The 22,995-nt window shown below is 37.4% G+C and carries 36 protein-coding genes and 1 pseudogene; 22 read left to right on the top strand and 15 right to left on the bottom strand.

Features of this window, described 5'->3' with window-relative positions; all coding sequences use genetic code 11:
- The first annotated feature begins 79 nt into the window (after positions 1-79).
- The 6 genes from MKL35_RS16245 (at position 80) to MKL35_RS16220 (ending at position 6,861) form a co-directional block, all read left to right on the top strand.
- Positions 80-1,042: a metal-dependent hydrolase gene (locus MKL35_RS16245; RefSeq protein ID WP_032011689.1), complete on the top strand. Its 963-nt coding sequence runs from the start codon at positions 80-82 to the stop codon at positions 1,040-1,042.
- 65 nt (positions 1,043-1,107) lie between these two features.
- Complete coding sequence (locus MKL35_RS16240; RefSeq protein ID WP_209796466.1) at positions 1,108-1,938, top strand: SDR family NAD(P)-dependent oxidoreductase; 831 nt, start codon at positions 1,108-1,110, stop codon at positions 1,936-1,938.
- A gap of 23 nt (positions 1,939-1,961) precedes the next feature.
- Positions 1,962-3,512, top strand: a complete 1,551-nt coding sequence (locus tag MKL35_RS16235; protein WP_032011691.1) for a flavin-containing monooxygenase — start codon at positions 1,962-1,964, stop codon at positions 3,510-3,512.
- A 369-nt stretch (positions 3,513-3,881) separates the two neighbouring features.
- Positions 3,882-4,109 carry a hypothetical protein gene (locus MKL35_RS16230; protein WP_004709863.1) on the top strand — a complete coding sequence of 76 codons (228 nt, stop codon included), beginning with the start codon at positions 3,882-3,884 and terminating at the stop codon, positions 4,107-4,109.
- 322 nt (positions 4,110-4,431) lie between these two features.
- On the top strand, positions 4,432-5,751 hold the full coding sequence (locus MKL35_RS16225) for an NCS2 family permease (protein ID WP_004888055.1): 1,320 nt from the start codon (positions 4,432-4,434) through the stop codon (positions 5,749-5,751).
- 111 nt (positions 5,752-5,862) lie between these two features.
- Complete coding sequence (locus MKL35_RS16220; RefSeq protein WP_032011693.1) at positions 5,863-6,861, top strand: adenosine deaminase; 999 nt, start codon at positions 5,863-5,865, stop codon at positions 6,859-6,861.
- A 43-nt stretch (positions 6,862-6,904) separates the two neighbouring features.
- Here the strand turns inward: MKL35_RS16220 and MKL35_RS16215 are convergent, their stop codons facing one another.
- Positions 6,905-7,462: a cytochrome b gene (locus MKL35_RS16215; protein WP_002156818.1), complete on the bottom strand. Its 558-nt coding sequence runs from the start codon at positions 7,460-7,462 to the stop codon at positions 6,905-6,907.
- A 240-nt stretch (positions 7,463-7,702) separates the two neighbouring features.
- Here MKL35_RS16215 and MKL35_RS16210 point away from each other — a divergent pair, with 240 nt between their 5' ends.
- Together MKL35_RS16210 and rnhB are read left to right on the top strand one after the other, a co-directional pair.
- Positions 7,703-8,080, top strand: coding sequence for a hypothetical protein (locus MKL35_RS16210; protein ID WP_002156817.1), 378 nt, complete (start codon positions 7,703-7,705; stop codon positions 8,078-8,080).
- 66 nt (positions 8,081-8,146) lie between these two features.
- A complete protein-coding gene (gene rnhB / locus MKL35_RS16205; protein WP_000495832.1) occupies positions 8,147-8,713 on the top strand; it encodes a ribonuclease HII in 567 nt (188 codons plus the stop codon).
- A 69-nt stretch (positions 8,714-8,782) separates the two neighbouring features.
- On the opposite strand, the gene csrA is transcribed toward rnhB, so the two are convergent.
- The 14 genes from csrA to MKL35_RS16135 all read right to left on the bottom strand — a co-directional run bounded on the left by csrA (position 8,783) and on the right by MKL35_RS16135 (position 16,398).
- Positions 8,783-9,037 (bottom strand): carbon storage regulator CsrA, encoded by a 255-nt coding sequence (csrA, locus tag MKL35_RS16200; protein WP_000906487.1) that lies wholly within the window; start codon positions 9,035-9,037, stop codon positions 8,783-8,785.
- A gap of 246 nt (positions 9,038-9,283) precedes the next feature.
- Positions 9,284-10,564 (bottom strand): aspartate kinase, encoded by a 1,281-nt coding sequence (locus tag MKL35_RS16195; protein WP_001185176.1) that lies wholly within the window; start codon positions 10,562-10,564, stop codon positions 9,284-9,286.
- A 209-nt stretch (positions 10,565-10,773) separates the two neighbouring features.
- Complete coding sequence (locus MKL35_RS16190) at positions 10,774-10,989, bottom strand: hypothetical protein (protein ID WP_000362184.1); 216 nt, start codon at positions 10,987-10,989, stop codon at positions 10,774-10,776.
- A gap of 1 nt (position 10,990) precedes the next feature.
- Complete coding sequence (locus MKL35_RS16185; protein WP_000015931.1) at positions 10,991-11,248, bottom strand: hypothetical protein; 258 nt, start codon at positions 11,246-11,248, stop codon at positions 10,991-10,993.
- A gap of 3 nt (positions 11,249-11,251) precedes the next feature.
- On the bottom strand, positions 11,252-11,536 hold the full coding sequence (locus MKL35_RS16180; RefSeq protein ID WP_004793769.1) for a hypothetical protein: 285 nt from the start codon (positions 11,534-11,536) through the stop codon (positions 11,252-11,254).
- The gene (locus MKL35_RS16175; protein ID WP_004793767.1) at positions 11,529-11,939 is read right to left on the bottom strand and encodes a hypothetical protein; all 411 of its coding nucleotides are present in this window, start codon (positions 11,937-11,939) and stop codon (positions 11,529-11,531) included. Before MKL35_RS16175 ends, MKL35_RS16180 begins: the two co-directional genes overlap by 8 nt.
- A 3-nt stretch (positions 11,940-11,942) precedes the next feature.
- Positions 11,943-12,188, bottom strand: coding sequence for a hypothetical protein (locus MKL35_RS16170; protein WP_000654847.1), 246 nt, complete (start codon positions 12,186-12,188; stop codon positions 11,943-11,945).
- A 1-nt stretch (position 12,189) separates the two neighbouring features.
- Positions 12,190-13,398, bottom strand: a complete 1,209-nt coding sequence (locus tag MKL35_RS16165) for a hypothetical protein (protein ID WP_267528076.1) — start codon at positions 13,396-13,398, stop codon at positions 12,190-12,192.
- 14 nt (positions 13,399-13,412) lie between these two features.
- Entirely contained in the window at positions 13,413-14,180 is a 768-nt protein-coding gene (locus tag MKL35_RS16160; protein ID WP_000206152.1) for a hypothetical protein, read from the bottom strand.
- A gap of 11 nt (positions 14,181-14,191) precedes the next feature.
- On the bottom strand, positions 14,192-14,515 hold the full coding sequence (locus MKL35_RS16155; RefSeq protein WP_270914155.1) for a hypothetical protein: 324 nt from the start codon (positions 14,513-14,515) through the stop codon (positions 14,192-14,194).
- A complete protein-coding gene (locus MKL35_RS16150; protein WP_023188415.1) occupies positions 14,508-14,798 on the bottom strand; it encodes a hypothetical protein in 291 nt (96 codons plus the stop codon). Before MKL35_RS16150 ends, MKL35_RS16155 begins: the two co-directional genes overlap by 8 nt.
- The gene (locus tag MKL35_RS16145; RefSeq protein ID WP_023188414.1) at positions 14,798-15,238 is read right to left on the bottom strand and encodes a hypothetical protein; all 441 of its coding nucleotides are present in this window, start codon (positions 15,236-15,238) and stop codon (positions 14,798-14,800) included. The genes MKL35_RS16150 and MKL35_RS16145 overlap by 1 nt, the downstream gene beginning before the upstream one ends.
- 220 nt (positions 15,239-15,458) lie before the next feature.
- Complete coding sequence (locus MKL35_RS16140; protein WP_000862387.1) at positions 15,459-15,740, bottom strand: hypothetical protein; 282 nt, start codon at positions 15,738-15,740, stop codon at positions 15,459-15,461.
- Position 15,741: 1 nt separating this feature from the next.
- Complete coding sequence (locus MKL35_RS16135) at positions 15,742-16,398, bottom strand: LexA family protein (protein ID WP_000212394.1); 657 nt, start codon at positions 16,396-16,398, stop codon at positions 15,742-15,744.
- Positions 16,399-16,510: 112 nt separating this feature from the next.
- Here MKL35_RS16135 and MKL35_RS16130 point away from each other — a divergent pair, with 112 nt between their 5' ends.
- From MKL35_RS16130 to MKL35_RS16065, 14 genes and pseudogenes are all read left to right on the top strand, one after another.
- Complete coding sequence (locus MKL35_RS16130; protein WP_001077691.1) at positions 16,511-16,711, top strand: helix-turn-helix domain-containing protein; 201 nt, start codon at positions 16,511-16,513, stop codon at positions 16,709-16,711.
- An 8-nt stretch (positions 16,712-16,719) separates the two neighbouring features.
- Positions 16,720-17,076, top strand: a complete 357-nt coding sequence (locus MKL35_RS16125) for a hypothetical protein (RefSeq protein WP_000041062.1) — start codon at positions 16,720-16,722, stop codon at positions 17,074-17,076.
- Positions 17,077-17,134: 58 nt separating this feature from the next.
- Positions 17,135-17,410, top strand: coding sequence for a hypothetical protein (locus MKL35_RS16120; protein ID WP_270914153.1), 276 nt, complete (start codon positions 17,135-17,137; stop codon positions 17,408-17,410).
- Positions 17,407-17,700, top strand: coding sequence for a hypothetical protein (locus MKL35_RS16115; protein WP_270914152.1), 294 nt, complete (start codon positions 17,407-17,409; stop codon positions 17,698-17,700). The genes MKL35_RS16120 and MKL35_RS16115 overlap by 4 nt, the downstream gene beginning before the upstream one ends.
- A complete protein-coding gene (locus MKL35_RS16110) occupies positions 17,697-18,659 on the top strand; it encodes a helix-turn-helix domain-containing protein (RefSeq protein ID WP_000050656.1) in 963 nt (320 codons plus the stop codon). The genes MKL35_RS16115 and MKL35_RS16110 overlap by 4 nt, the downstream gene beginning before the upstream one ends.
- Positions 18,656-18,779: pseudogene (locus MKL35_RS16105) on the top strand (putative phage replication protein). Before MKL35_RS16110 ends, MKL35_RS16105 begins: the two are co-directional and overlap by 4 nt.
- Complete coding sequence (locus tag MKL35_RS16100; RefSeq protein WP_270914149.1) at positions 18,776-19,177, top strand: HNH endonuclease; 402 nt, start codon at positions 18,776-18,778, stop codon at positions 19,175-19,177. The pseudogene MKL35_RS16105 and the gene MKL35_RS16100 overlap by 4 nt, the downstream one beginning before the upstream one ends.
- Positions 19,170-19,385 carry a hypothetical protein gene (locus MKL35_RS16095; protein WP_001288424.1) on the top strand — a complete coding sequence of 72 codons (216 nt, stop codon included), beginning with the start codon at positions 19,170-19,172 and terminating at the stop codon, positions 19,383-19,385. Before MKL35_RS16100 ends, MKL35_RS16095 begins: the two co-directional genes overlap by 8 nt.
- On the top strand, positions 19,385-19,786 hold the full coding sequence (locus MKL35_RS16090) for a DUF559 domain-containing protein (RefSeq protein ID WP_000100153.1): 402 nt from the start codon (positions 19,385-19,387) through the stop codon (positions 19,784-19,786). Before MKL35_RS16095 ends, MKL35_RS16090 begins: the two co-directional genes overlap by 1 nt.
- The gene (locus MKL35_RS16085) at positions 19,783-20,259 is read left to right on the top strand and encodes a hypothetical protein (protein WP_001277128.1); all 477 of its coding nucleotides are present in this window, start codon (positions 19,783-19,785) and stop codon (positions 20,257-20,259) included. The genes MKL35_RS16090 and MKL35_RS16085 overlap by 4 nt, the downstream gene beginning before the upstream one ends.
- Positions 20,231-20,485 carry a hypothetical protein gene (locus MKL35_RS16080; protein WP_000861102.1) on the top strand — a complete coding sequence of 85 codons (255 nt, stop codon included), beginning with the start codon at positions 20,231-20,233 and terminating at the stop codon, positions 20,483-20,485. Before MKL35_RS16085 ends, MKL35_RS16080 begins: the two co-directional genes overlap by 29 nt.
- 715 nt (positions 20,486-21,200) lie before the next feature.
- Positions 21,201-21,545 carry a hypothetical protein gene (locus tag MKL35_RS16075; protein WP_001005051.1) on the top strand — a complete coding sequence of 115 codons (345 nt, stop codon included), beginning with the start codon at positions 21,201-21,203 and terminating at the stop codon, positions 21,543-21,545.
- Positions 21,546-21,753: 208 nt separating this feature from the next.
- A complete protein-coding gene (locus MKL35_RS16070; protein WP_000152665.1) occupies positions 21,754-21,990 on the top strand; it encodes a hypothetical protein in 237 nt (78 codons plus the stop codon).
- 661 nt (positions 21,991-22,651) lie between these two features.
- On the top strand, positions 22,652-22,995 hold a 344-nt coding region (locus tag MKL35_RS16065; protein WP_111035030.1), incomplete at its 3' end, for a hypothetical protein.

The raw sequence follows: 22,995 nt of genomic DNA, 5'->3' as shown, positions 1-22,995 counted from the left end.
CAAGAAATAATCTAAAGACAACTTTACCTGTTTGATTCGACGCTGCCTTGTATTTAACAAATTTTATAGGGTGTCAAAAATGGTCGCTCAAGCTATCCGAAATATTATTTCTCCTAAATCAGTTATAGCTCAGTATCAAAAGATAGATTTCTCAAATAAAGGAACTATCCCAATTCGCCATTTAAATATCGGATTTGATGGTAAAGAAATTGATATCGAGTTTTACGTCAACAACCAGTTTGCAACATTGTTCTTTGCAACGCTTTCGGTTTTCTTGACCTATGGTGAAGATTTGGTGATCGAGACTGCTCGTCACCACCGTGAATTTATTCAAGACCCGATTTTAAAACAGCGAGTTACTTCTCTCATTGGTCAAGAAGCCATCCATTCAAAATTGCATAATGAGTTCAATGATGCAATTAAAGAGCTGGAATATCCGGTCGATTTCTACCGTTTCTTAGGTGAAAACTTCTTTAAATATGTATTTTTAAAATTCCCACAGCCGTTAAAGCTTTCACTTATGGCGGGTATTGAGCACTTTACGGCAGTACTTGCCGAATACATGATGAAGCATGAAAAGAATTTCTATTATACCGACGATGCCAAAAGCCGTGCGTTATGGATGTGGCATATGCTTGAAGAATCTGAGCATAAAGACATTGCTTATGATGTCTATCAGGTTTTAAACGGTAACTATCCGTTACGTGCAACCGGCTTTTTAATGGCTTTCATCACTATTTTAGGACTTATTCCAACAGCAACTTTATTTGTACCCGTACTACGTAAACCACAAGAAATGCTAACTAAGAAATTCTGGAAAGATGCACGTCGTGGCGTCAACTTAATTTTTAGTCCAAAAGATGGTGTATTTGGTAGCACTATTGGCCAGATTTTTGATTACTTACGTCCTAACTTCCACCCAAATGATCATGACACGACTCAATACCTTGAGTACTACAAAAACAAATTACTTAACGAGGGCGGTGCTATAGCGCCTTACTTTGTGAAGGAATTTACACCACCAGTTCGTGCAGTTTCATAAGCGTATTAGTCATGGCAGTAATACGAAAATTACTGCCGTCTCCCTAAAGTTTTTTAGGATTTACTATGATTTTATTTGGTAAGAAAGACCAGCCTAGCCGAAACGCATATGCGGTCGTAACTGGGGCAGGCAGTGGAATTGGTCGTAGCTTTGCAGTTGAACTGGCGAAGCGCGGTGGCAACGTAGTATGTGCAGATATTAATTTAGAAGCTGCAAAAGAAACTGTAAAGTTAATTGAACAGCTTGGACAAAAAGCATTTGCAGTCCAGTGTGATGTTGGGCAAGCAGAACAAGTACAGGCTTTGGCTGATCAAGCAGAACAGTTACTTGATCATCCAGTAACACTCATCATTAATAATGCCGGCGTAGGGCTAGGCGGCAAATTTGATGAAATGAGTTTGGAAGACTGGAAATGGTGTATGCATGTAAACCTATGGGGTGTTATTCATGGTTGTCATGCATTTGTGCCAAAGCTCAAAAAACTAGGTTACGGTGCAATTATTAATGTAGCTTCTGCGGCGTCTTATACCGCAGCACCAGAAATGAGTGTCTACAATGTAACGAAAGCCGGTGTATTGGCATTATCAGAAACCCTTTCAGCCGAGCTACGCAAATTCAATATTAAGGTCAATGTGCTGTGCCCAACTTTGGTACCTACCAATATCATTAAAAATGGTCGGATTCCGGGCCGTTATTCCAAGCTTGCAGACCATGCACTCATGAACTATGCCATGACAACCAGTGACGCAGTTGCGGCTTTAACATTGAATCGATTAGATCGAGGGCAGCTGTATACCACGCCACAGATCGACGCCAAATTATTCTTGCTTATGAAAAGAACGTCTCCAACCCTATATGCAAAGTTCCTTGGGCTTTCGTATCAGCTATTTAAATAAAATTTTGTATAGGCAGAAAAATTATGGTCACTAAACCTAGAACAAATACACGCACACGTAAAACCCAAGAAGTTGCACATGTTTATGACACTTTTATTGTCGGTGCAGGTATTTCTGGCTTAGCTGCAGCAATTAAGCTAAACGAAGCAGGCTTAACTAATTTTAAAATTATTGAAAAAGCCAGCCGCGTCGGTGGCACTTGGCGTGAAAATACCTATCCGGGCTGTGGTTGTGATGTACCGTCGTCACTTTATTCTTACTCCTTTGCCCCAAGTGCAAAATGGAGCCATTTATTTGCACGCCAACCGGAAATTTTAAGTTATTTAGAAGATGTTAGTCGTGAGTTTGATATTGAGTCCTTAATCGAATTCAATACCGAATTATTAAAAGCAGAGTGGGATAACCAAAAAAATATCTGGAAGCTAGAGACAAGCTCTGGTTTGTATATCGCTAAAACAGTTTTATTTGCTACAGGTCCAATTACCGAAGCACAAATTCCATGTCTTGAAGGTTTAGATACCTTTACTGGTGAAATGTTCCATTCGGCAAAATGGAACCATGACTATGACTTAACTGGAAAACGCATTGCTGTAATTGGTACTGGTGCATCTGCTATTCAGTTTGTGCCACAAATTCAACCTAAAGCCAAAGAGTTGTTTGTATTCCAACGTACAGCACCTTGGGTACTACCGAAGCCCGATACGGACTTGGGCGAGTTGAGTAAATCTGTCATTGCCAAATATCCAGCTATTCAAGCGGCTTGGCGACAGACTGTGGCGGGTACTTTAAATGTCATTAATTTTGGCTTACGCAATCCAAAAGCTTTAAAGCCTGTCAATTTTGCTGCAAAACAATTGTTAAAGCTGCAAATCAAAGATCCAGTCTTGCGTAAAAACGTAACGCCTAATTTCGATATTGGCTGTAAGCGTATTTTGTTTGCCAATAACTATTATCCAGCGTTACAGGCACCTAACACGACGCTTATTCCACATGGTCTAGTTAAAGTTGAAGGCAATACGGTGATTGCTGCCAATGGTGAACGCCACGAAGTTGATGTGATTATTTGGGGTACTGGATTTGAAGTGTCTCATCCCCCTATTGGTAAACGTGTACATAACGAAAAAGGGGAATGTTTGGCTGAGCTTTGGAAAGACTCCTCACCAGAAGCTTATTTAGGAACCAATATTGAAAATGTACCTAATGCATTTCTTATGCTTGGGCCAAATGTTTTGGTCTATGACTCATTTATTGGTCTTGCCGAAGCACAACTGCAATATATTGTAGATGGTTTGCTACAAATGAAGGCAAAAGGTATTGCTAAGCTTTCAGTGAAATCACAAGTGATTAAAAAGCACAACGACTTGGTACAAAAGCATCTGCAAACCACTGTATTTAATAGTGGTGGCTGTAAGAGTTATTACCTTGATGCCAACGGTCGCAACTTTGCAGCATGGCCATGGTCGTTAAAAAAGCTTAAACAGCGTTTACATCATTTAAAGTTAGAAGAATATGATGTGGTTTATGAAGCTGATTTGATAAAAGCAAAACCTAAAGCTGAAGAAGTTGCTGGTTAATGAATTTATAAAAGCCCATTTTAATTTATTGAAATGGGCTTTTTATTATTTAATAGATTGAACAATAAATTAAAATTCAACAAATAATTTAATGAAGTTAAATTGAAAAATAAATTTAAATATACTTAAAAATAAAAGTAGGTGAATAAGGCTATATAAGTTTTTGTTAAAAAAATATAGTTATTTTTAAAAATGAATTTTTAAGTGAAAAGTATTATTTTTACTCTTTTTAAAAATTGCAAATTAGAAAACATTTTTTATATCAATAGTTTGAGTGATTAATAATTATTGTAAATAAATGTGAAAATATTCACAAACTGGTTATTTTTTGTTAAGATCATTAACATTAAAAACATAGAGATAATAATAATGATCAATAAAGTATTAATAGTGTTGTGTGTGAGTATCGTGTTTGTACTAGGGTACTGGGCGTATTTAGATACCCAAAATAAAAGACATCAAGAGCTCATGAGGATTATTCAGGAAGCTGAAAAAAATTTGCAGACAATTGAGCGAAATCCTAATCGTATTAGTCATAGCAATTTAGCTTCATATAATTTGCAAAAATATATCAGCGATAAAAAAGTGTTTTTCTAAGCAAAGTAGTCATTATTATTTGCTTTAAAAACTGTGCCATTGATCATATCTTTTCATAAATTTTGATCATGTTGCTTTTGAATCTGTTAAACTTATTGAACGTATAGTAAAAAAGCTGCATAGGGGTTATGCAGCTTTTTTGTGTTTCAAGAGGGGCTGTGGCTATTTTCTGTGTATGACAGCAGAAATCGAATGAGTGGCATATTTGTTGCTTCGTCTATTGAAGATTTTTGTCTAGAGATCTGATCAGAAAAACAAGATTGCTCAGATACCTACATAGAAGTACATATTCCACAGCTCAGATTTTGTATAGAGGCTACTTATGGCGGCGCCCAATTCTTCGGCAGGCTGGTTAGAGCGTTTATTTAAGTTAAGCGACAATAAAACCACGTTTCGAACAGAAGTTCTTGCTGGTGTAACTACGTTTTTAACGATGTGTTACATCATCATTGTCAATCCACTCATTTTATCTGAAACCGGCATGGATCATGGCGCCGTATTCGTTGCGACCTGTTTGGCAGCAGCAATCGGTTGTTTAGTGATGGGTATTATTGCCAATTATCCAATCGCCTTAGCACCGGGTATGGGGCTTAATGCTTATTTTACCTATTCGGTATGTATGGGTATGGGAGTGCCATGGCAGACAGCTTTAGCTGCTGTTTTTGTTTCAGGCGTTGTATTTCTTGCAATCAGCTTCTTTAAAGTTCGTGAAGCGATTGTTAATGCAATTCCAATGTCGCTTAAATTTGCGATAGGTGGTGGTATTGGCTTATTCCTGGCGCTTATTGCGCTAAAAAATGCCGGAATTATTGTTGCAAATAAAGCAACATTAGTGGGTTTGGGCGATATTAAACAACCTACTGTACTACTGGCTTTATTTGGCTTTTTACTTATTGTTGTTTTACATCAGCTTAAAGTCCGTGGTGCCATCATTATTAGTATTTTAGTGGTGACAGCAATTGCGACTGCTTTAGGTTTAAATGAATTTAAAGGTGTAGTAGGGCAGATTCCTTCAATTGCACCAACATTTATGCAAATGGACTTTAAAGGTCTGTTTACTGCAAGTATGGTGGGTGTGATCTTCGTATTCTTTATTGTTGACTTGTTTGACAGTACGGGTACTTTGGTAGGTGTTTCACACCGTGCGGGCCTTTTAAAAGATGGCAAATTGCCACGTTTGAAAAAAGCACTATTTGCTGACTCTACTGCAATTGTTGCTGGTGCAGCATTAGGTACATCATCAACCACGCCATATATTGAATCGGCTTCAGGTGTAGCAGCAGGTGGACGTACAGGTTTAACTGCAGTAGTGGTCGCTTTCTTATTTATTTGCTGTTTATTCTTGGCACCTCTTGCTCAATCTGTGCCAGGTTTTGCAACAGCTCCAGCTTTATTGTTCATTGGTGTACTCATGATCCAAGGGATCACTCACATCGATTGGGATGATATTACAGAAGCTGTTCCAGCCTTTTTAACGATTGTATTTATGCCATTTGCATACTCAATTGCAGATGGTATTGCTATGGGCTTCATCAGCTATGCATTAGTTAAATTATTCACAGGTAAGGCAAAAACTGTTCCATACATGGTATGGATTATTGCTGCTCTTTGGGTATTTAAATTTATCGCTTTTGGCGGTTAATATGATTTTTCATAATTTCCTTCTAGAACTATTTTAGTGATAGAGATATAAGAAGGAAATTATAGAAGGGTGTGCTTACCACACCCTTTTTTCTTTAGATGTGGAGTTAATATGAATCAAGTCGAGCTGATTCAGGCCTTACCAAAAGCCGAGTTGCATGTGCATATTGAAGGGACGTTTGAACCTGAATTAATGTTTGCTATTGCACAGCGTAATCAGATTCAGATTCCTTACAAATCTGTTGAAGAAGTAAAGCAAGCTTATAACTTTCATAATCTTCAATCATTTTTAGATATTTACTATGCTGGTGCAAATGTTCTTGTTCATGAGCAAGATTTTTATGATTTAGCATGGGCATATTTTGAGAAATGTGCAGAAGATCGTGTCGTTCATACAGAAATGTTCTTCGACCCGCAAACTCATACCGACCGTGGTATTGCGTTTGCAACGGTGATCAATGGTCTTAAACGTGCATGTGCTGACGCAAAAACCAAATTTGATATTAGCTCTCAGCTTATTATGTGTTTCTTGCGCCATTTAAGCGAAGAAGCTGCATTTGAAACGCTTGAACAAGCTTTACCGTTTAAAGAAGACATTATTGCTGTTGGACTTGATTCAAGTGAAGTAGGCCATCCACCAGCTAAGTTTGAACGTGTTTTTGCTAAGGCACGTGAGGAAGGTTTCTTAATCGTGGCTCACGCGGGCGAAGAAGGCCCACCTGAATATGTATGGGAAGCTTTAGACTTGCTCAAAGTAAACCGTATTGACCACGGCGTGCGTTCTGAAGAAGACGAACAATTAATGGCTCGTCTAATTAACGAAAAAATGCCATTAACGGTTTGTCCTTTAAGTAACTTAAAGCTATGTGTCGTTAAGGATATGAAAGATCACAACATCCGCCGTCTTTTACAAAAAGGTGTACATGTGACTGTTAACTCGGATGATCCTTCATATTTTGGCGGTTATATGAATGATAACTTTATTGCTATTCAGCAGGCCTTAGATTTAACTAATGATGAGTTGAAGCAACTCGCAATTAACTCTTTTGAAGCCTCTTTCATTTCAGATGAAGAGAAGCAAAAGTGGATTTCAGAAATCCAAAAAATCTAAATAAAAAAACCGCCTGTGATAGGCGGTTTTTTTAACATAGAATTTATTTAGGCTGTTTGGTCATACTGTTTAAAACATTATCTTTATCGACAAAGTGATGTTTTAAAGCTGCCAGAACATGCCCAACAATAAGTAAACCTGCAAACCACGAAATATAAATATGTAATGGTTTAACAATCGCTAATATCTCGGGGTTATCTTGTACTAAACGTGGAATTTCAAATAAATATAAAACAGGGGCAGGATGACCAGCACTCCAGCTAAATAAACATCCTGTCACAGGTAAAGCCACTAAAATCACATAAAGCAATAAATGTCCGATGTGAGCTAGGGTTTTCATAGTGGGTGACATGGTGTCAGGGAGCTGTGGGGCTGGGTGGGTGTAACGCCAGAAAAGGCGAATAACTACTAGAAAAATAATGGTTGTGGCAATGTTTTTATGTAGTGTAATGACATCACCTTTAAAGCTACCATCAGCATCGTAACTTAAAAAGTTTCCACTATAAAAGCCAATCACCCAAGCGGTAATGAAAATGATTGCCATGACCCAATGCAGAATCTGTGCAGTACGGGTGTAGTATTGAGAGGATGAGGCAGGCATAAAAGACCCTATTTTTTTGTCATTTTAGTGCTAGATTTTATGAGAAAGGGTTGATTTTGAGAAATGTTGTTCTCGTAACGGAGCGTGCTATAAACAGAACGCTTTAATTGAAGAAACATAGTCAACTTGAGTTGGAAAATAACAGAGTTAGATTGCACAAATGCATCAATTTATTTGTTTCTTCTAAGCACAAGTTTAGGCAAAATACGCGCTGCTTACGTTCGATCAAAGGAAAAAATGATGAAAAAATTGATGCTTGCTATGGCACCAGTTGTTTTAGCTTTAACGGCATGTGCGACCACGCCTGGTGCAGGTTCTACAGAAACAGCAACTCAACAGTTAGGCATGACTGCATTAAAAGTGGCTGTAAACGCGAAATGTATTACAGAAATTAATAATGTTGCTGCATGGAAAACAGCAACCAAGCTTATGACTGCTGAACAACGTGATAGTATTCAAACTAATGTTTGTGGTTGCGTAAGTGAAAAGGCACCAAACAGTGTTACAGCAGTTGATTTGGCTACTGCTGCACTTGACCCTGCGGCACGTGCAACAGTTGTAAATCAGGTTGTCTCTAATACTGTAAACGCTTGTGTAGCCGAAGCTTTGCAAAAGTAATTAATAATTTGAGTTTCAAAGAAGGCTGACTCATATTGATCGGCCTCTTTTTTTATTGGAGTATACATGTTTGTTGCAGGCGTAGATGAGGCGGGGCGAGGCCCACTAGTGGGTTCAGTTGTTGCTGCAGCTGTTATTTTAGATCCGAACAATCCAATTTTAGGATTAAACGATTCTAAAAAATTAACTGAAAAGAAACGTGAAAAGTTGTTTATCGAAATTCAGGAAAAAGCTTTGGCATGGTCAATAGCAGAAGCTACCCATGCAGAGATTGATGAGCTGAATATCTTGCAAGCAACTTTTTTGGCTATGCAACGTGCCGTGGATGGTCTAAAAACACAGCCTCAAAAAGTCATTGTAGATGGCAACCAAATTCCAAAAGGCATCATTATTCCTTGTGAAGCGATTGTTGGTGGCGACGCTAGCCATGCCGAGATTAGTGCCGCGAGTATCTTGGCAAAAGTTACACGTGATCGCCAAATGGCTGAATTAGATCAGCAATATCCATTATTTGGTTTTGCCAAACATAAGGGTTATCCAACTAAAGCGCATTTTGAAGCGATTGCAGCTCACGGTGTAATCGATCAGCATCGTCGTAGTTATGCACCTGTAAAACGTGCATTAGGGCTATAAATTTATATACTCCCAAAAAATTTAAAGCGACTATAAAGTCGCTTTAATTAGGGAGAGAATAACTTCATACTAACGATTGAAGTTTTTCTGTGCATAATTATCATCTTCATATGAAACTTGATAATCTTGATCAAGATGTTGAAGGTGTTCATGCATTGCACGTTCATGTTGAATACGTTGATAAATTTCTTCGCGATGAACAGAAACCTCTTTTGGCGCATTCACACCAATTCGAACCTGGTTTCCTTTGACGCCAAGCACAGTAACACTGACTTGATCCCCAATCATTAATGTTTCCCCGACACGGCGGGTCAGAATCAGCATGTTTATCTCCTTGCTAAACGCTTAAAACTGCAATATTGGTACCCAAATAAAAAGCTCAACCTCAGTTTTCAGTCAGATTCTAACAGAAATATGAGAACAAAGTCATATTTTGATAATCTCTGCCAAAAAACTTTCCGTTTAATATAACAGAGCCGCTATAAAAAAAACTATAGCGGCTCTGTGTTTTCTTTGATTATTGTCGGACAAGTAAACATTTTTTAATGAATTCTTGACCGGTTGGTAAAATTAAGCGCGGGCGCTGCTTTCACCGTGTTCGCGATCTAAACCAAAAGCGGTATGTAGGCAACGAACTGCAAGTTCAAGATATTTCTCATCAATGATGACAGACACCTTAATTTCAGATGTTGAGATCATAAGGATATTAATACCTTCGTCTGCGAGGGCAGTAAACATCTTGCTTGCTACACCAGCGTGTGAGCGCATACCCACACCAACAATCGAAACTTTTACAATATCGTCACGTGTTGAAACTTCGCGTGCACCAATATTTTTGGCAGTTTCATTTAAGATTTTTTCAGCTTTCGCTAAATCAACACGGTTTACAGTAAACGTAAAATCTGTTGTGCCATCTTCTTCAACATTTTGGACTATCATGTCCACTTCAATGTTGGCATCACTTACTGGTGATAAAATTTTAGAAGCAATACCTGGTTCATCAGGTACACCTAAAATCGTTAATTTTGCTTCGTCACGGTTAAAAGCAATACCTGCAATGATTGGCTGTTCCATAGTGTCTTCTGCCTCAGTAGTAATGAGTGTACCTACATTTTCTTTAAATTCGTCGTCAAATGCGCCGTCGTCATCATTATCAAAGCTTGATAATACGCGTAAAGGAACTTGATATTTTCCGGCAAATTCTACTGAGCGAATTTGTAAAACTTTTGAACCTAATGATGCCATTTCTAGCATTTCTTCAAAAGAAATACGATCAATTTTCTTCGCTTTAGGAGCAACACGAGGATCTGTAGTGTAAACACCATCAACGTCAGTATAGATTTGGCATTCATCTGCTTTAAGTGCAGCAGCAATCGCAACACCAGAAGTATCTGAACCACCACGTCCTAGAGTAGTTGTGTTTCCATTAGCGTCAAAGCCTTGGAAGCCTGCAACTACAATAACACGGCCTGCATCTAGGTCATTGGTCATGACATCTGTGTCAATCGACTCAATACGCGCCTTGGTAAATGCACTGTCAGTTTTAATACCGACTTGACGTCCGGTATAGGATTTAGCTTCCACACCAATCGAATTAAGTGCCATAGCTAACATGGAAATCGTCACCTGTTCACCGGTTGAAACCATTTGGTCTAACTCGCGTGGGTCAGGTGTTTCGGTAATGGCTTTAGCGAGGGCAAGTAAGCGGTTTGTTTCACCACTCATTGCAGATACGACCACAACAACCTTGTGACCGTGATCATGCCAACGCTTCACACGACGAGCAACATTTAAAATGCGCTCGGGGGTACCCATAGAAGTACCGCCATATTTTTGAACGATTAATGCCATATCGCCTAAACCCTTATAATTAAACGGGAAAAGTATATTCTTGCTTCCTTGGTTTCATTATATGTACACCATTATGTACATAAATGAAATTGCTGAGTTTATCTAGCAAGCCGTGATTCGGCGGACAGTATATAGTAACGTAAATATGCTAACAATCATTGATCTGGACTAATTTCATCAAGTTTGCTGATTGTTAGCTTCGGTACAACTTATATAGCTTTTTTTAGTTGCTTCTTTTGCTGGCATTCTTCCTCCCACTTCATTACATCAGTAGCGAGGTATCTTTTCATTGTTCCGCCCTCAGAACTTAATGCCGGGGCTGGGAATGGAATCCCCCAAGGTGTGTTAATTTCCCACCGATTAAGTGTGCGTTTAGTAATATGAAACATCTCACACACATTGTTAGATGTCAGATATTTATCCACATTAGCCCTCCTTACTTTCCGCTTTAACTTCTAACTGGATGCCTTCATATGTGCCATCACCCCCACAATTCAGACAGTGTGTATATATGCCTAAACCATCCCCATCAGGACTAAAGTTTTCAGGTAATGAAACATCTATAAATTCAGTACCGCCAATTGGCTTCGTATGAATATGAGGGGCAAGGCCGTAATAGGGGAAAATGCATTCACCGTTCCCGTCATCACAAAAATTACATGTTTTAACTTTTAATCCACTCATCCTTTAGTTCCTCAACTCATTACGTTCTTTCTTCAATTGACGCAAAAGGTTGTGAAGAGTAACGGTTACAGCTTTATCTAAACTTTTAGTTGAATGGAATTCGGCTAGCTGAGAAAGCGCCAAACCAAAAATATGGTATGCAAAGACCTTTGCTGCCTCAGGATTATTCTTGAGAAGCTCTTCAGTACTTGGGCAAATAACTTCTTTAAAAATATGAACCGCTACCTGATCCGGAGTGCCTTCAATACGGCTAGGATTCAAATTAACTTCACCAATAACCTTACTCATTAGCAGCTCCAGATACGTTTGGCACACTATGAAAATGCATCCAGTGTGAAGGCGCATCATTATGATAATTTGCCCATACACTATTTAAATCTTCATCAATAGTCATATAGTCTTGTTCGGGGGTAACATCAGGTGCATCAGCCCAACAAATAAGTACCATTATGTCAGTAGGCGGCCATTCATCATCCATGCTGATCCAAGTTGGCAACACCTGAGCACTGGCGTCATTCCATGCAGCATCCCAAATCAACCAAGCTTCATGACGAGGACTAGTTGGTAAATATCTGTGTCCTGTTAGTGCCTCTTGTCTATCTAGTTGACGTTTTAAACTTTCATAACTGCAATTACATTTTTTGGCATGAAATCTTTCAAAAGCTTCTCTTTTTTTATTTAGATCAATCATTACCTAAGCCCTCAAATATTCTTCTTTAGTCCACTCAACAAACTCTTTATAAAGTTGTTGTGCCGGTTTATTTAATCGATTGTGATAGTCGATCGTTATGCGGCGCCAAGCGACTGGTACCGCATAATGTTTGGTTAGAAACATTGCTTGATCCATGCCTTGCCGGACTATTACGTAGCCCAGCAATTGCAAGTAGTACATAAAACCAAGCATGTGTTTTTGGCTCACTTTCTTGTACTGATCTTTCATATTAGAAGCCATCCTCTAAAAGATATGCTGGTTCATGAGCGGCCGCATTGAGTTGACTACGGCGCTTTTTGGCCATATTCCATAAGGTTTTATGAACGTCTTGATGGCGTGAAGGAATTTCTAACTCTAATTCTTCAAGCGTTTTTAGATCTGCCGCATATTGGAGGCGGACGATTAAAGGTGATAATCCATCATCTTCTTGTTTTGTTTGCTTTAACTCTGCAAGGCGTTTGTGCATTTCATTTAATAGTGGCTTACGTTGTTCCTCCGTCCATTTAGTGGTGTAACGGATAACACTATTAACTTCTTCAGGGGTATGAAAGTTCTGGATGCTTTGAACTAATGATTCATAATTTTCAGGCATTGAAATGGTTGCCACTTCATCATTTGCTTGCGCATCTAAATCAGAAAAAACTTGTTCACTAGCTGTATCAGCAGCATCCATTTCAATAAAATCGAGTTCAATTAATCGTTCTTGCTTAGCCAGATTTATTTGGTCAATTTGCTCTTGAGTAAAGCCTTCTTTTTCAAGATTCGCACAAGTTGAATCTAGCTCTTTTTCTGACTGGCAAATACGGATTGCATCAAGCAAAATTTCAAATTGGGCATTAACATTCGGCTTAATATTAAGTTCGTTAGTAACTGGAGTTAATAGGTCTTCGGAAGCTGTGACATTAGTTTGTTCTGTAATAACAATCGCTGGCTGTTTATCTGCAGGGAAAACTTCAGAAGGTATTACTTTTGCCACTGGCTCAGCTTTTGATTTCTTGCCACGCTGTTTCTTTTTTTCATCACCTAAGCGAATAACACTTAAGTCATCATTAACTTCAAAACCTAACGCTTTGGACAGTGCTTTTAATTGAAGCTTGGCGTTTTCTGCATCACGTTGAACGAAGCCACTGTTAATAGAATCAATTAATGCGTTAGTTTTGAAATCTAAAACATAGACCGTAGGTGAATATGTACTGATTACAAAAACTTCCTGACCGTCTTCATACTCATCAATAGTTAATGGCTTTGTGAATGTAATGCCAGCCAGTTCAATAGTTTCGATTTTGATGCAGAATTCAAAACCCGGTTTGCCAAAAACAGAAGCGGGGAATTGATCTAAATCGGCAAAGTCCAACATGTCTCCGGCTGGACGACATAGAACAGTTTTACCGTTTTGAAGAGCTGCAAATGCTTCAGCTGCAGTTAGTAAGTTAGACATAAATAGCTCTCCTTTTAGTGATGTAACGACTGTTGTTGCTGAACTTGCTGAGGATTGTTTTTAGGTGCCCAACCCATCTGATCGGCACGTGCTTGGCATGCTCTATTGATACCCGCCTCATACGTAGTACCTTTAAACTTCTTAATCGCAGCATTTAAGATGTTGGTGTCTGGTGCATCTTTAATTGCTTTTAATGCATCTTGATATAGTTGGTCCTGAGTACGAGGCGGCTTCTGGTTACCACCCTGAGCGATTGTCTGATTATTTTGATTTGTATTTTGACCTGCTGGGGTAGAGGCATTTTGCTCTAGATAGGCATAGTCATAGTTGTATAGATATTTACTTCCATCAAAATTACCGAGGTAGACATCAGCTGCCACACCAATAGCTTTAAACGCTACACCAAGAGCATCAGTAACGGCCTTTTTATAACCTTCATCAATCGCTACTAATTTGCCCTTTTGAACTTCAACAATTGCTGAACCGCCGTTGCCGAAAAATTCCTCACCCCAAACACCATCAATCTTGGTTTTTACTGCTACTTCAGCAAAAGCCATAATGGTTCCATCTGGCGCAGTTTCGGACCACAAACGCACATGTCTATAAGTCCAGCCATGACCAACAGGTCCAAAGGCCTGAGTCATAGCCATTAATCGCCATTGAGGGTTAATATCTGATTTACCTTTTAAATAACCAAACTCAATTTTTTTAAGAAAATTGGTAGGCGTTTGCTTAACTGCATTCCAGATATGTAAGTTGTCTTTTGAGTTTTCAGTTGTCATTTTTCTTATCCTCATCTAGAGCCGGTGAAGCCGCGTTTTTGCTTGTAAGCTTTGCGGTCATAAGTAGGGATATTTGTTTCACGCAGTTTTATAGCGAGCTGCTTTCTGCGCTGAAAATCGATTTCTTGGGTGAGTTCATTCCAAACTTTTGGATAAGAAGTTTGGAACCTAAACACATTTAAAGGCGTCTTAACTGAGTCCTTCACCTTGTAAAGAACTGAGCCATTAGCATTAGATGCGTACACTTGCCAGCCAATACGAACAGAGTAGAGGCCCTTATCATCACGGCCTAAAAATGACTTGTAGCCGTCAGGGTGTTTTTTGAAATTAGACATGCTCAGCCTCCTTACATTCGCATGTACCAACAAAGGCATACGTAAGCGGGCTTGGAGCATCAACTGGAGAAACGTCCTTTACATTTAAAGGAATAATTTCTTGACGGTATTTAACTAAAACCACATCACCTTCACGGCAATTGACAATTCCTTCTCTTGAAGAAAAACGTGCAGAATTAGAAGATTGGGTTACTCTGCAAAATGAAACCTCATCACCAGCTTTGATTTTTGAACGGTCAACAGGAATCATCTTCTTGCAAGTAGGGCAGTTATAATCTTTCATTAGGCTGCCTCCAACCATTTATTACGGTCGATATAGCCCGCTAATAAAATATTTATGTTTTTATGGTCGTCATGATTGGTGAAATCATTCCAAGGTTTGCCGCTTATGTCAGTTACTGACTCAATAGCAAGGTTAGTAATTTCAGCCGCTGTAAAATCAGATCCAGCTACACCATAGCTATCAGCTACGCCGTCAAAATCGAAGCTTACGTTTAATTTGAAGCCGTCTATGCGGATAACAGCTACACCAGTTTTTTCACCAGTTTGCTTAATTCCTAAGAGTTCATATTCAGAAGCAACTACTTGTTTGCTTTCATATGAGTAATTAGAAGGGACGCTAGAATTAGCAGTTCGATATTCACAAGAACTCAAGGCTACAAGTACAGCAATTGCTGTAACTCCAGTTACCTTATGCTTGTTTGAAAAGGTTTTTACGTTCATAATTGATCTCGCAGTTTTGCAAAAGCACATCGGACCTGGGGAGGGGCGGTGTGCTTTTTTGTTGTCTACGAGACAAATATCGCATTTCCGATATTTGTAGTCAATAGCTATTCCGATATTTTTACTGGTATTCCGATATTGATCTCTTGAAACACAAAAATCACTTTAACAAGGGGGGATTAATTAAAATTATTTAATTGATATTTATGGTCTAGCACTGTTAGTAGTTTGATGAAGGATTATTTTCAACTTCACTATTTAAGTCATCAAGAGCATTATCCACATCTGGAACGACGTCACGCCAATTTTCATTTTCAAAGCGCTCAAATTGATTGTTTACTTCCTCTAGTTTAGCTTCTAACTCAGCAATATGCTCTTCTAATTCAGCAATTTTCTGATCTTTCTCATACACGATAGCATCATGTTCAGCTCGGCTAATAGTGTCTGAACATCCAGTTAAAACTAAGACTGGCAATAACAAAATTATTTTAAAAACTTTCATCTTAACTCTTTCTTACTCTTCGTTTTCCACGGTATGTATATCTCAATGAATCTATTACTTGACCAATAAAATAGCAATCTTCGTCAATTGGAATGATATTGGGATGAAAATTTGGGTTAATCGCTTTTAGATACCTTGTTCCATCAGATTCAATAACCAGTTTTTTGAAAGTAGCATCTTTGTCTTTACGGACGACAATGATATCTCCAGATTGCATATCTGAATAATATACTGTCGGATCTACAACAATATAATCACCTTCTACAAAATCGGGTTCATTACTTACACCACGTACTTTTAAATAAAAACATTTTTCGCAATCATCTGGGAGAGGGAACCATTCCGTAACTTGAGACATATCTACTGATTCAACATTAGTAAAATTACCTGCTTGTACCCAAGATAAAACGGGTGCCATTCGAGCTTGAACTGGCACAACGTTGGTGGTAATAAGTTCCCCAACTACACCTTTTTTTAATTCTTCAGCTGTAACCCCAAGGGCATTTGCTAATTCAAGTATTGAACCTGTCGACTTGGCATTTCCTGTTTCAAGATCAGAAATTACAGATTGTTTTACACCAGATTTCTGAGCTAACTCTTTTTGAGTCATCTTTTTTGCTTTTCGTATTGCTTTTAAGTTTTCACCCAAAGTAGCCATATGTATTTCCTTAAATACGTATATCGGAATTCTGATACAAATTAGTATCGCTTTGGCTATTGTTAAAATATCGGAAAACCTATATATTTACCTAAAAATATAGGAGCTTCGCATGAATCAATGGCCAAACATGATTTCAGATTTGCGTGAAAAGGGCTTAACACAAACTCAAATTGGTACCGAGATCGGGTGCTCACAGAATTACGTTAGTGATTTAGAGCGCGGGGTATGTGGTAAACGCTTATCGCATGAAATTGCAACCAAATTACAAAAGCTTTGGAAAAAGCATTGCAAAACCAAACAAGTGGCTTAGGTAACAAGATGAGCAAATTATCAGTTGATATTTCTGCAAGTGCCAGAAATGGCGTATCCCGCATATTGCATGGCCTTGATATAAGCAATCAAAAAGAGATTGCTGAACAATTAAAAGTTGATCCAAGCACTATAACTCGACTTAAAACAGATAAGAAAAACAATGGCTTGAATGAAATTGAAATGTTTTGCGAGCTATTGAGTTTGCTTGGATTAAAAGTCGTCCCTAAAGATTATCAGAGTATTGATAAGGAACGTGTTGCTGCACTTTTAGTCATGTCTAAAAGTTGGATGAACCGTATAGAAACGGTGGATGACTTATTTCATGACGAAATCAGCTGTCAAAAGGAAAAACTCGGATATTAAAAAACCACTACCTGCGCGAACAGGAGTGGTTTATAGGCATTCAGTCGAGGTGAATCAAATGAATAAAACTAATTTATCAAATCAATCAATGAATAGCAACGATCTAGATTTTTTAGTTGGTGATATGGTGGTGCATACTGAAGAGTGCCGTACTTTTAAATCAAATGATTTGTTTGAAGTTAAAAACAAAACTTTGACTAGTTTATGGACCATCAAATCAGAGAATCATTTGATTCTGGTTTCTTCAAAAGAAATCCGCACAGCAACAGTAGCAGAGCTCAACGCTAAACGCCGCCTAACAAAAGCTGAGCAAGCATTAGCGGAGGTGTCATGAGTACCTTTGAACAACAACGAAAGCATATTCAATCCTGGCATGAACCAGCATTAAGAACTTTGTCTGGTTTGTTGAAAAAACGGAAGGAAAATTTAGCCCGCCAAAACCGTGACAAAAAAAATGCTGCTGTAACACGTGATGAATTCATGCAGGATTTGGTTGACGAGCATGGAAAACATGGGATTTATCTTATTCATGCTGGCCCGATCATCTCAAGTTTATATCGAGCTAAACGGATCCGCTATTTGGGTAGCACATTCATTCAGTTGAATGAAGAGGGGGATAAATGAGTCTAGATGCAACAGTTTGGGCTTGGAAAACCCGTCAAAAACAAAAGGTGGGTGGAGCATTAAAACCACTCAAAAAATTAGTCCTTCTTTCACTAGCCGATCGAGCTGGTGAAACACATGAATGCTATCCAAGTATTGCTCGTTTAGTTGATGACACGGAAATGGACCGTAAGACCGTTTTAAAAATCATTGATGAGTTAATTGAAGACGGATTTATTATCGATACTGGTAAGCGCGAAGGTAAAACTAAGCAGGTAAAAGTCTATCTTTTGATCGGAGTCAAAGGTCGGGAAACAGTACCAACAAAGGTACACTTTGACACTGAAAATGATGATTTAAACAATACCAACAATGGAACAGTTCCAACAACGGAACAGTTCCAACAATTCCATGAAAGAGTCCCAACAATTCCGTTAAACAGTCCCAACGTTGGGACACGGAATCTTTCAAAGAATCTATCAGAAGAATCTAAAAATAAAAAAACATGGTTGAGTTTGAAAAAACTTGGTGAAGAAATTCTTTTGGCAACTGATCAGGAAACTTACGAGCAGATTAAAAATGCGAATTGGTTCGATCGAGAGTTACGAGCATTTGAACTCTACAACGCCGAGAAGAATCTTTGTGATGAACTCATGAATTACCACTTTGCAGATTGGTTAATCAACGCATGTGGAAAATACCAAGCACGTGAACAATCTAAAAAACCAAATTCTGGAACGCAGGTCCGAGTCCCGCAGGGAGAATCAAATACTCTTAGTTCAAAACAGATTTACTCATTTGCTCAAAAACTTTCTGTACATCCTGAGTTTGCAAGCAAATACGCTGAAGGTAACGAGAGCTATGAACAACTTGCTGCACGTGTCGCAGTGAAACTTGCAGATCCAGAGCAACAACAAAAATTGATGCCATACCTCATTCAGGTTGGATTTCAACAAAAAGGTAAAGGAGAGGCGGCTTGAATAAATTCGAGATTTTAGCGTGGGGTTTACTCATTTCATTTTTTACAGCAGCTATTAGCGGTGCTGGTTTTGTGGTGGTTGGCGCGTAAAGAACATATTAAGAAAGGAATTCACCAATGAAACTAACTAAACAGCAACGTGCTGAGCTAAAACAAAAGTTTGGTGGACATTGCGCTTACTGTGGTGATTTGCTTGGCGATAAGTGGCATGCAGCCCATATCGAAGCAGTGAAGCGAGATTTAATTCATGTTGGTGGTGGCAAGTTGATTTCAGGCGAAATGACTAGACCGCAAAACGATACTTTAGAAAACATGAACCCTGCATGTGTTCCTTGCAATACAAACAAATCGTCTATGCCGCTGGAAGGGTGGCGAAAGTTGCTTACACATTACCGTGATGTGCAGTTATTACGTGATAGCACACATGCTCGTCATTTACTTCGTTTCGGTTTGATTGAAATTAAGACAAAACCTGTGACGTTCTTCTTTGAGAATTATAAAGGAGCCAGTCATGAGTGAGTTTGAGGGTAAATCTGGAAAGTGGGCTTGGGAGATTCAAAAAGAACAACAAGCGAATCTGGATGAGCTTAAAAAATCAATAAGTGAAATGGCTCAGAGGTACAGAGTTGAGGCACATGAATTAAGTCGTATAAGAGATTTTGAAAAGTCTCAGATGTATAGCCATTTTGCTAGGGAGTTGGACCATTTGCTGAAGGGTGGTGCTTGATGTCGTCAGTCAGCATTGCTGAATACCGCAAGTTATTTCCGATAAAGAAAAATAAAAAGCGGCGTTCAGCAAAGCAAGTTGCCAGACAACCAAGTGTGGGTGAAATGGTTCTGGCAACGCATTTAAGAGCATGCAAGATTGGTTTTGAACAGGAATATAAGTTCCATCCTGATCGTAAATGGAGAGCAGATTTTTTAATAACGGGTACAAAGATTTTGATTGAGGTGGAAGGCGGGATCTGGAGTGGAGGCCGTCATACAAGGGGCAAAGGCTATATAGGGGATATGGAGAAATACAACTCTGCAGCAATGATGGGTTTTACAGTTTTACGGTTTAGTACAGAGCAAGTTAAAGCAGGCGTGGCGATTAAACAAATTGAGCAATTGGTGGGTGAAAAATGAGTGCAGTTTTAAAAACACAACAAATGGATTGGTCTAAATATACTATTGACGGTTGGTTAGAGCAGTTTGGCGCATGGTGTGAAACAGTTAGAATGAAAGGGGGTGATTTGCCAGATGGGCTTCATATCAATCAAATTTACTGGTTGATGCGTGAAGCTGGCAAAGAAGTACAAAAAAGTAAATCTTATATTCGATGTGAGATCAGTGATTATGAGGCGGATCAAATTCAAGCACTTTTACGAAGTCTATTAAATTCTGATAAAACAGATTTTACAACTAAGTTTGCATTAATTTGTTTAATTAAAAATAAGGTTGAAAATAAAGGATTGTTGAAGGTTGCTCAAGAAACAAACCAATCTAAAGCTCAGGTCGCAATTATGGTGAGTTGCGCTAGATTTTATTTATTAGGTCATGATAAAAGATTAAGACAAAATGGAGGTTCAAATGAAAACATACACTGTAAAACTATATGAAGGCGTTAGTCGGGAGAAAGTTAATGAAACTTTGAAATACTACCCTGATTATTTTGGTAAAATATCAATAATTACAAATGTAATTAATAATAAATTGCAATTAACACTAAAAGCATTTGAAGGAATCGACGTTATAACTGCCAATGATCTAATGATTAAAATCGTTGAACGTTTAAAAGCTTCTCAATTAGTAGAAAAGCATAATTTAGACTTGTTGACTGTCTAGACGCTTTATGGCATATTTTTGATATAGTGGACGAAGTATAAGTAATTCACTGATCTAAAGCTCATCGTTTGATGGGCTTTTTGTTTTTATACTTGCTAGATTTCAATTATGATTTAAAATTAAATCAGGTGGCTCGTCGCCAAACATCGCCACCTGAAATTCTATTAGAAATGATAGTTATTTGTTTGTGTCACCTCCATATTAATTAATTGTAGAGTTGATATTGTGTTGTACTGGTGGTGGGCACCAAGCGCCACCAGTACAATCGTTAAAAGCGCCCCCTTTTCTTTGCATTAAGTAATGTTCCTTTGATTTAATGGTTAGATTTACACCACACATTAGCTGTCTTCATCCTAAATACATGGTCGTTACATTATAAATCATCTAAATTGAATGCTTGTCTAAATCTTAAGCGTTTAAGAATGCCCACTTAAGCATGTTTATATTTATGCTATAGTCCAGTCTAATTAGAATTTGGTACTTAAAATGAATATCTGTGTTGGTGGTGAACTTGATGGGCAAAAGATAGAAAGAGGGGCGTTAAGAAGAATGATGTATATAAATATTATAAAATCCAATAATTATATTATTAATTCAATAATTTATTTAAAATTAAATTAATCGAATTTAAACAATATTTACTTAGATGATGCATTAGGTAACTCAAATAAACATGATTTTAGGAGAATAATTAAAAAAACGGAGTACAAATGCTATGAATGAGAATGTAGAGCTAATAAATTACATTGATGTAGCTGAGACAGTTTACGAACGGGTATATGAAAATAATAAAATTTCAAATAATTTGATTGTTAATCTAAATCGCATTATGGCTGAGATAAAGAATCAAGCCGCAGAAAAAAGACTCAAATTGAAGTACAGCTCAATAGACTTTGAACATTGTTTAAGTTTGCCTTTAGCTGATCGCAAAATAAAAGTAGATTTAAGCCTTATACCTCATTTTGAAGATCGTGAAGAAAGTATTTTGTGGTTAACTAACTTTATTGGAAAAATTTGTGAGCCCAGAAAGATGCAAAGACAGAAAAAAAATCTTCATTAAGTACCTGTGAATTTTAGATGAACCGCCCTTAAAGCGGTTTTTTATTGCTAGTAGAATATTTAAGGTATCTTTTCTAATAGGCACATACTATTGAAGTGTTTTTAATTTATTTTTTAGATTGAAAAGATTGCTATTTAAGTAATTTAAATATAAAAATCTTTATTGATTGAGAGTAGTTGTTATACAGGATATTTATAAGGATTTTATAATGACAATTATCACATTGCTCGATGTTAAGACGAAGAAGAAAGTGATAGTTCGGTCCGTAATAGACCCAATAGCAAGAATAGACAAAAAAGGGAATATACAAATTATTCAAATTCATAAATGGCTATATGATGAATCTGGAGATTTCGTTGATGAAGACTTATATGAGGCACTCAACAATGGAGAAGTTGGAATATACATAACTTTGCAGTATATGATCATTAATATTGAAAATTAATTATTTTTTATTTTTAGTCAGTTTGAGTTCTTACTCTCTAGAGCCTAATGGTTACTACACATAAGACCTTATTAAGTATTACCTATTGATGGGCACATATTCTTTATAACTCTTGATAAGTAAAAAAATTATGTAGGCTAAAAATAAAACTATTTAAAAAAGAAATCTTTATCTATTTAAATATGAATATTTGATATTTTTAATTCAATCCCTATTGCTAGTGCTTAAATATTATGCCAATATGAAGTTGGAAATATTTCCGAATAGATATTTCCTATTTCAGGTTTAAGCGTTTTTTTCGCTAAGTCCATTTCTGAATAAAAATAGGAAGTGGGCTTTTTTATTTTTAAATATTTCTGTATTATCAGTGTGTTGCTGTAGGTAACACTAAACCTTGTTGATCAGCGCAAATATCAAAAAGGGGAAGCTTGCCTAATAGCCAAGCTTTTTAAATTGATCAACTAAACACAATAATCCATTTCAAAGCTCATTAGAAAAATCAAACTTTCCTAGCTTTTATTCGTACTAATTTATTGAATCTAATCGTCTTTATAATTTTAAAAAATTCTTTAAACTAAAAATGGAAAATTTCTTGTTGCAACATTGTTATAATTGGACTACCTTAAGAAAAAATACTTTATAAAAATGAGGAGCTGCTGAAATGCCACAGTATCTCATGTTTGCGGAAAATGTTTATAACAAAATTAAAGATGAGGAATTATTTTCACATGACTGTATTGAAAATATGAACTTACTTATGACATGTATACGCAGAGAAATTAAGGGAACAGAATTTAAATTAAAATATAATTTTATTGATTTTGTTGAATTGTTTAGTAGACCATTAGATGAATGTAAAGTAAAAATAGATGTGAGTTTGATTCCTCCTCATAATTCAGAAGGTGAGTATATTTTATGGTTAGCTGGATTTATCGAAAAAATTACAGAAGGTGGACCTAAACCACCTCCGCCTATAAAGAAATTTATTCCAGAGTATATGAGCTT

This window comes from Acinetobacter sp. AOR41_HL, assembly GCF_027854645.1.
Lineage (GTDB): Bacteria > Pseudomonadota > Gammaproteobacteria > Pseudomonadales > Moraxellaceae > Acinetobacter > Acinetobacter nosocomialis.
The sequence above is the reverse complement of the archived record's forward strand: the minus strand, read 5'-3'. Positions and strand labels throughout refer to the sequence as shown.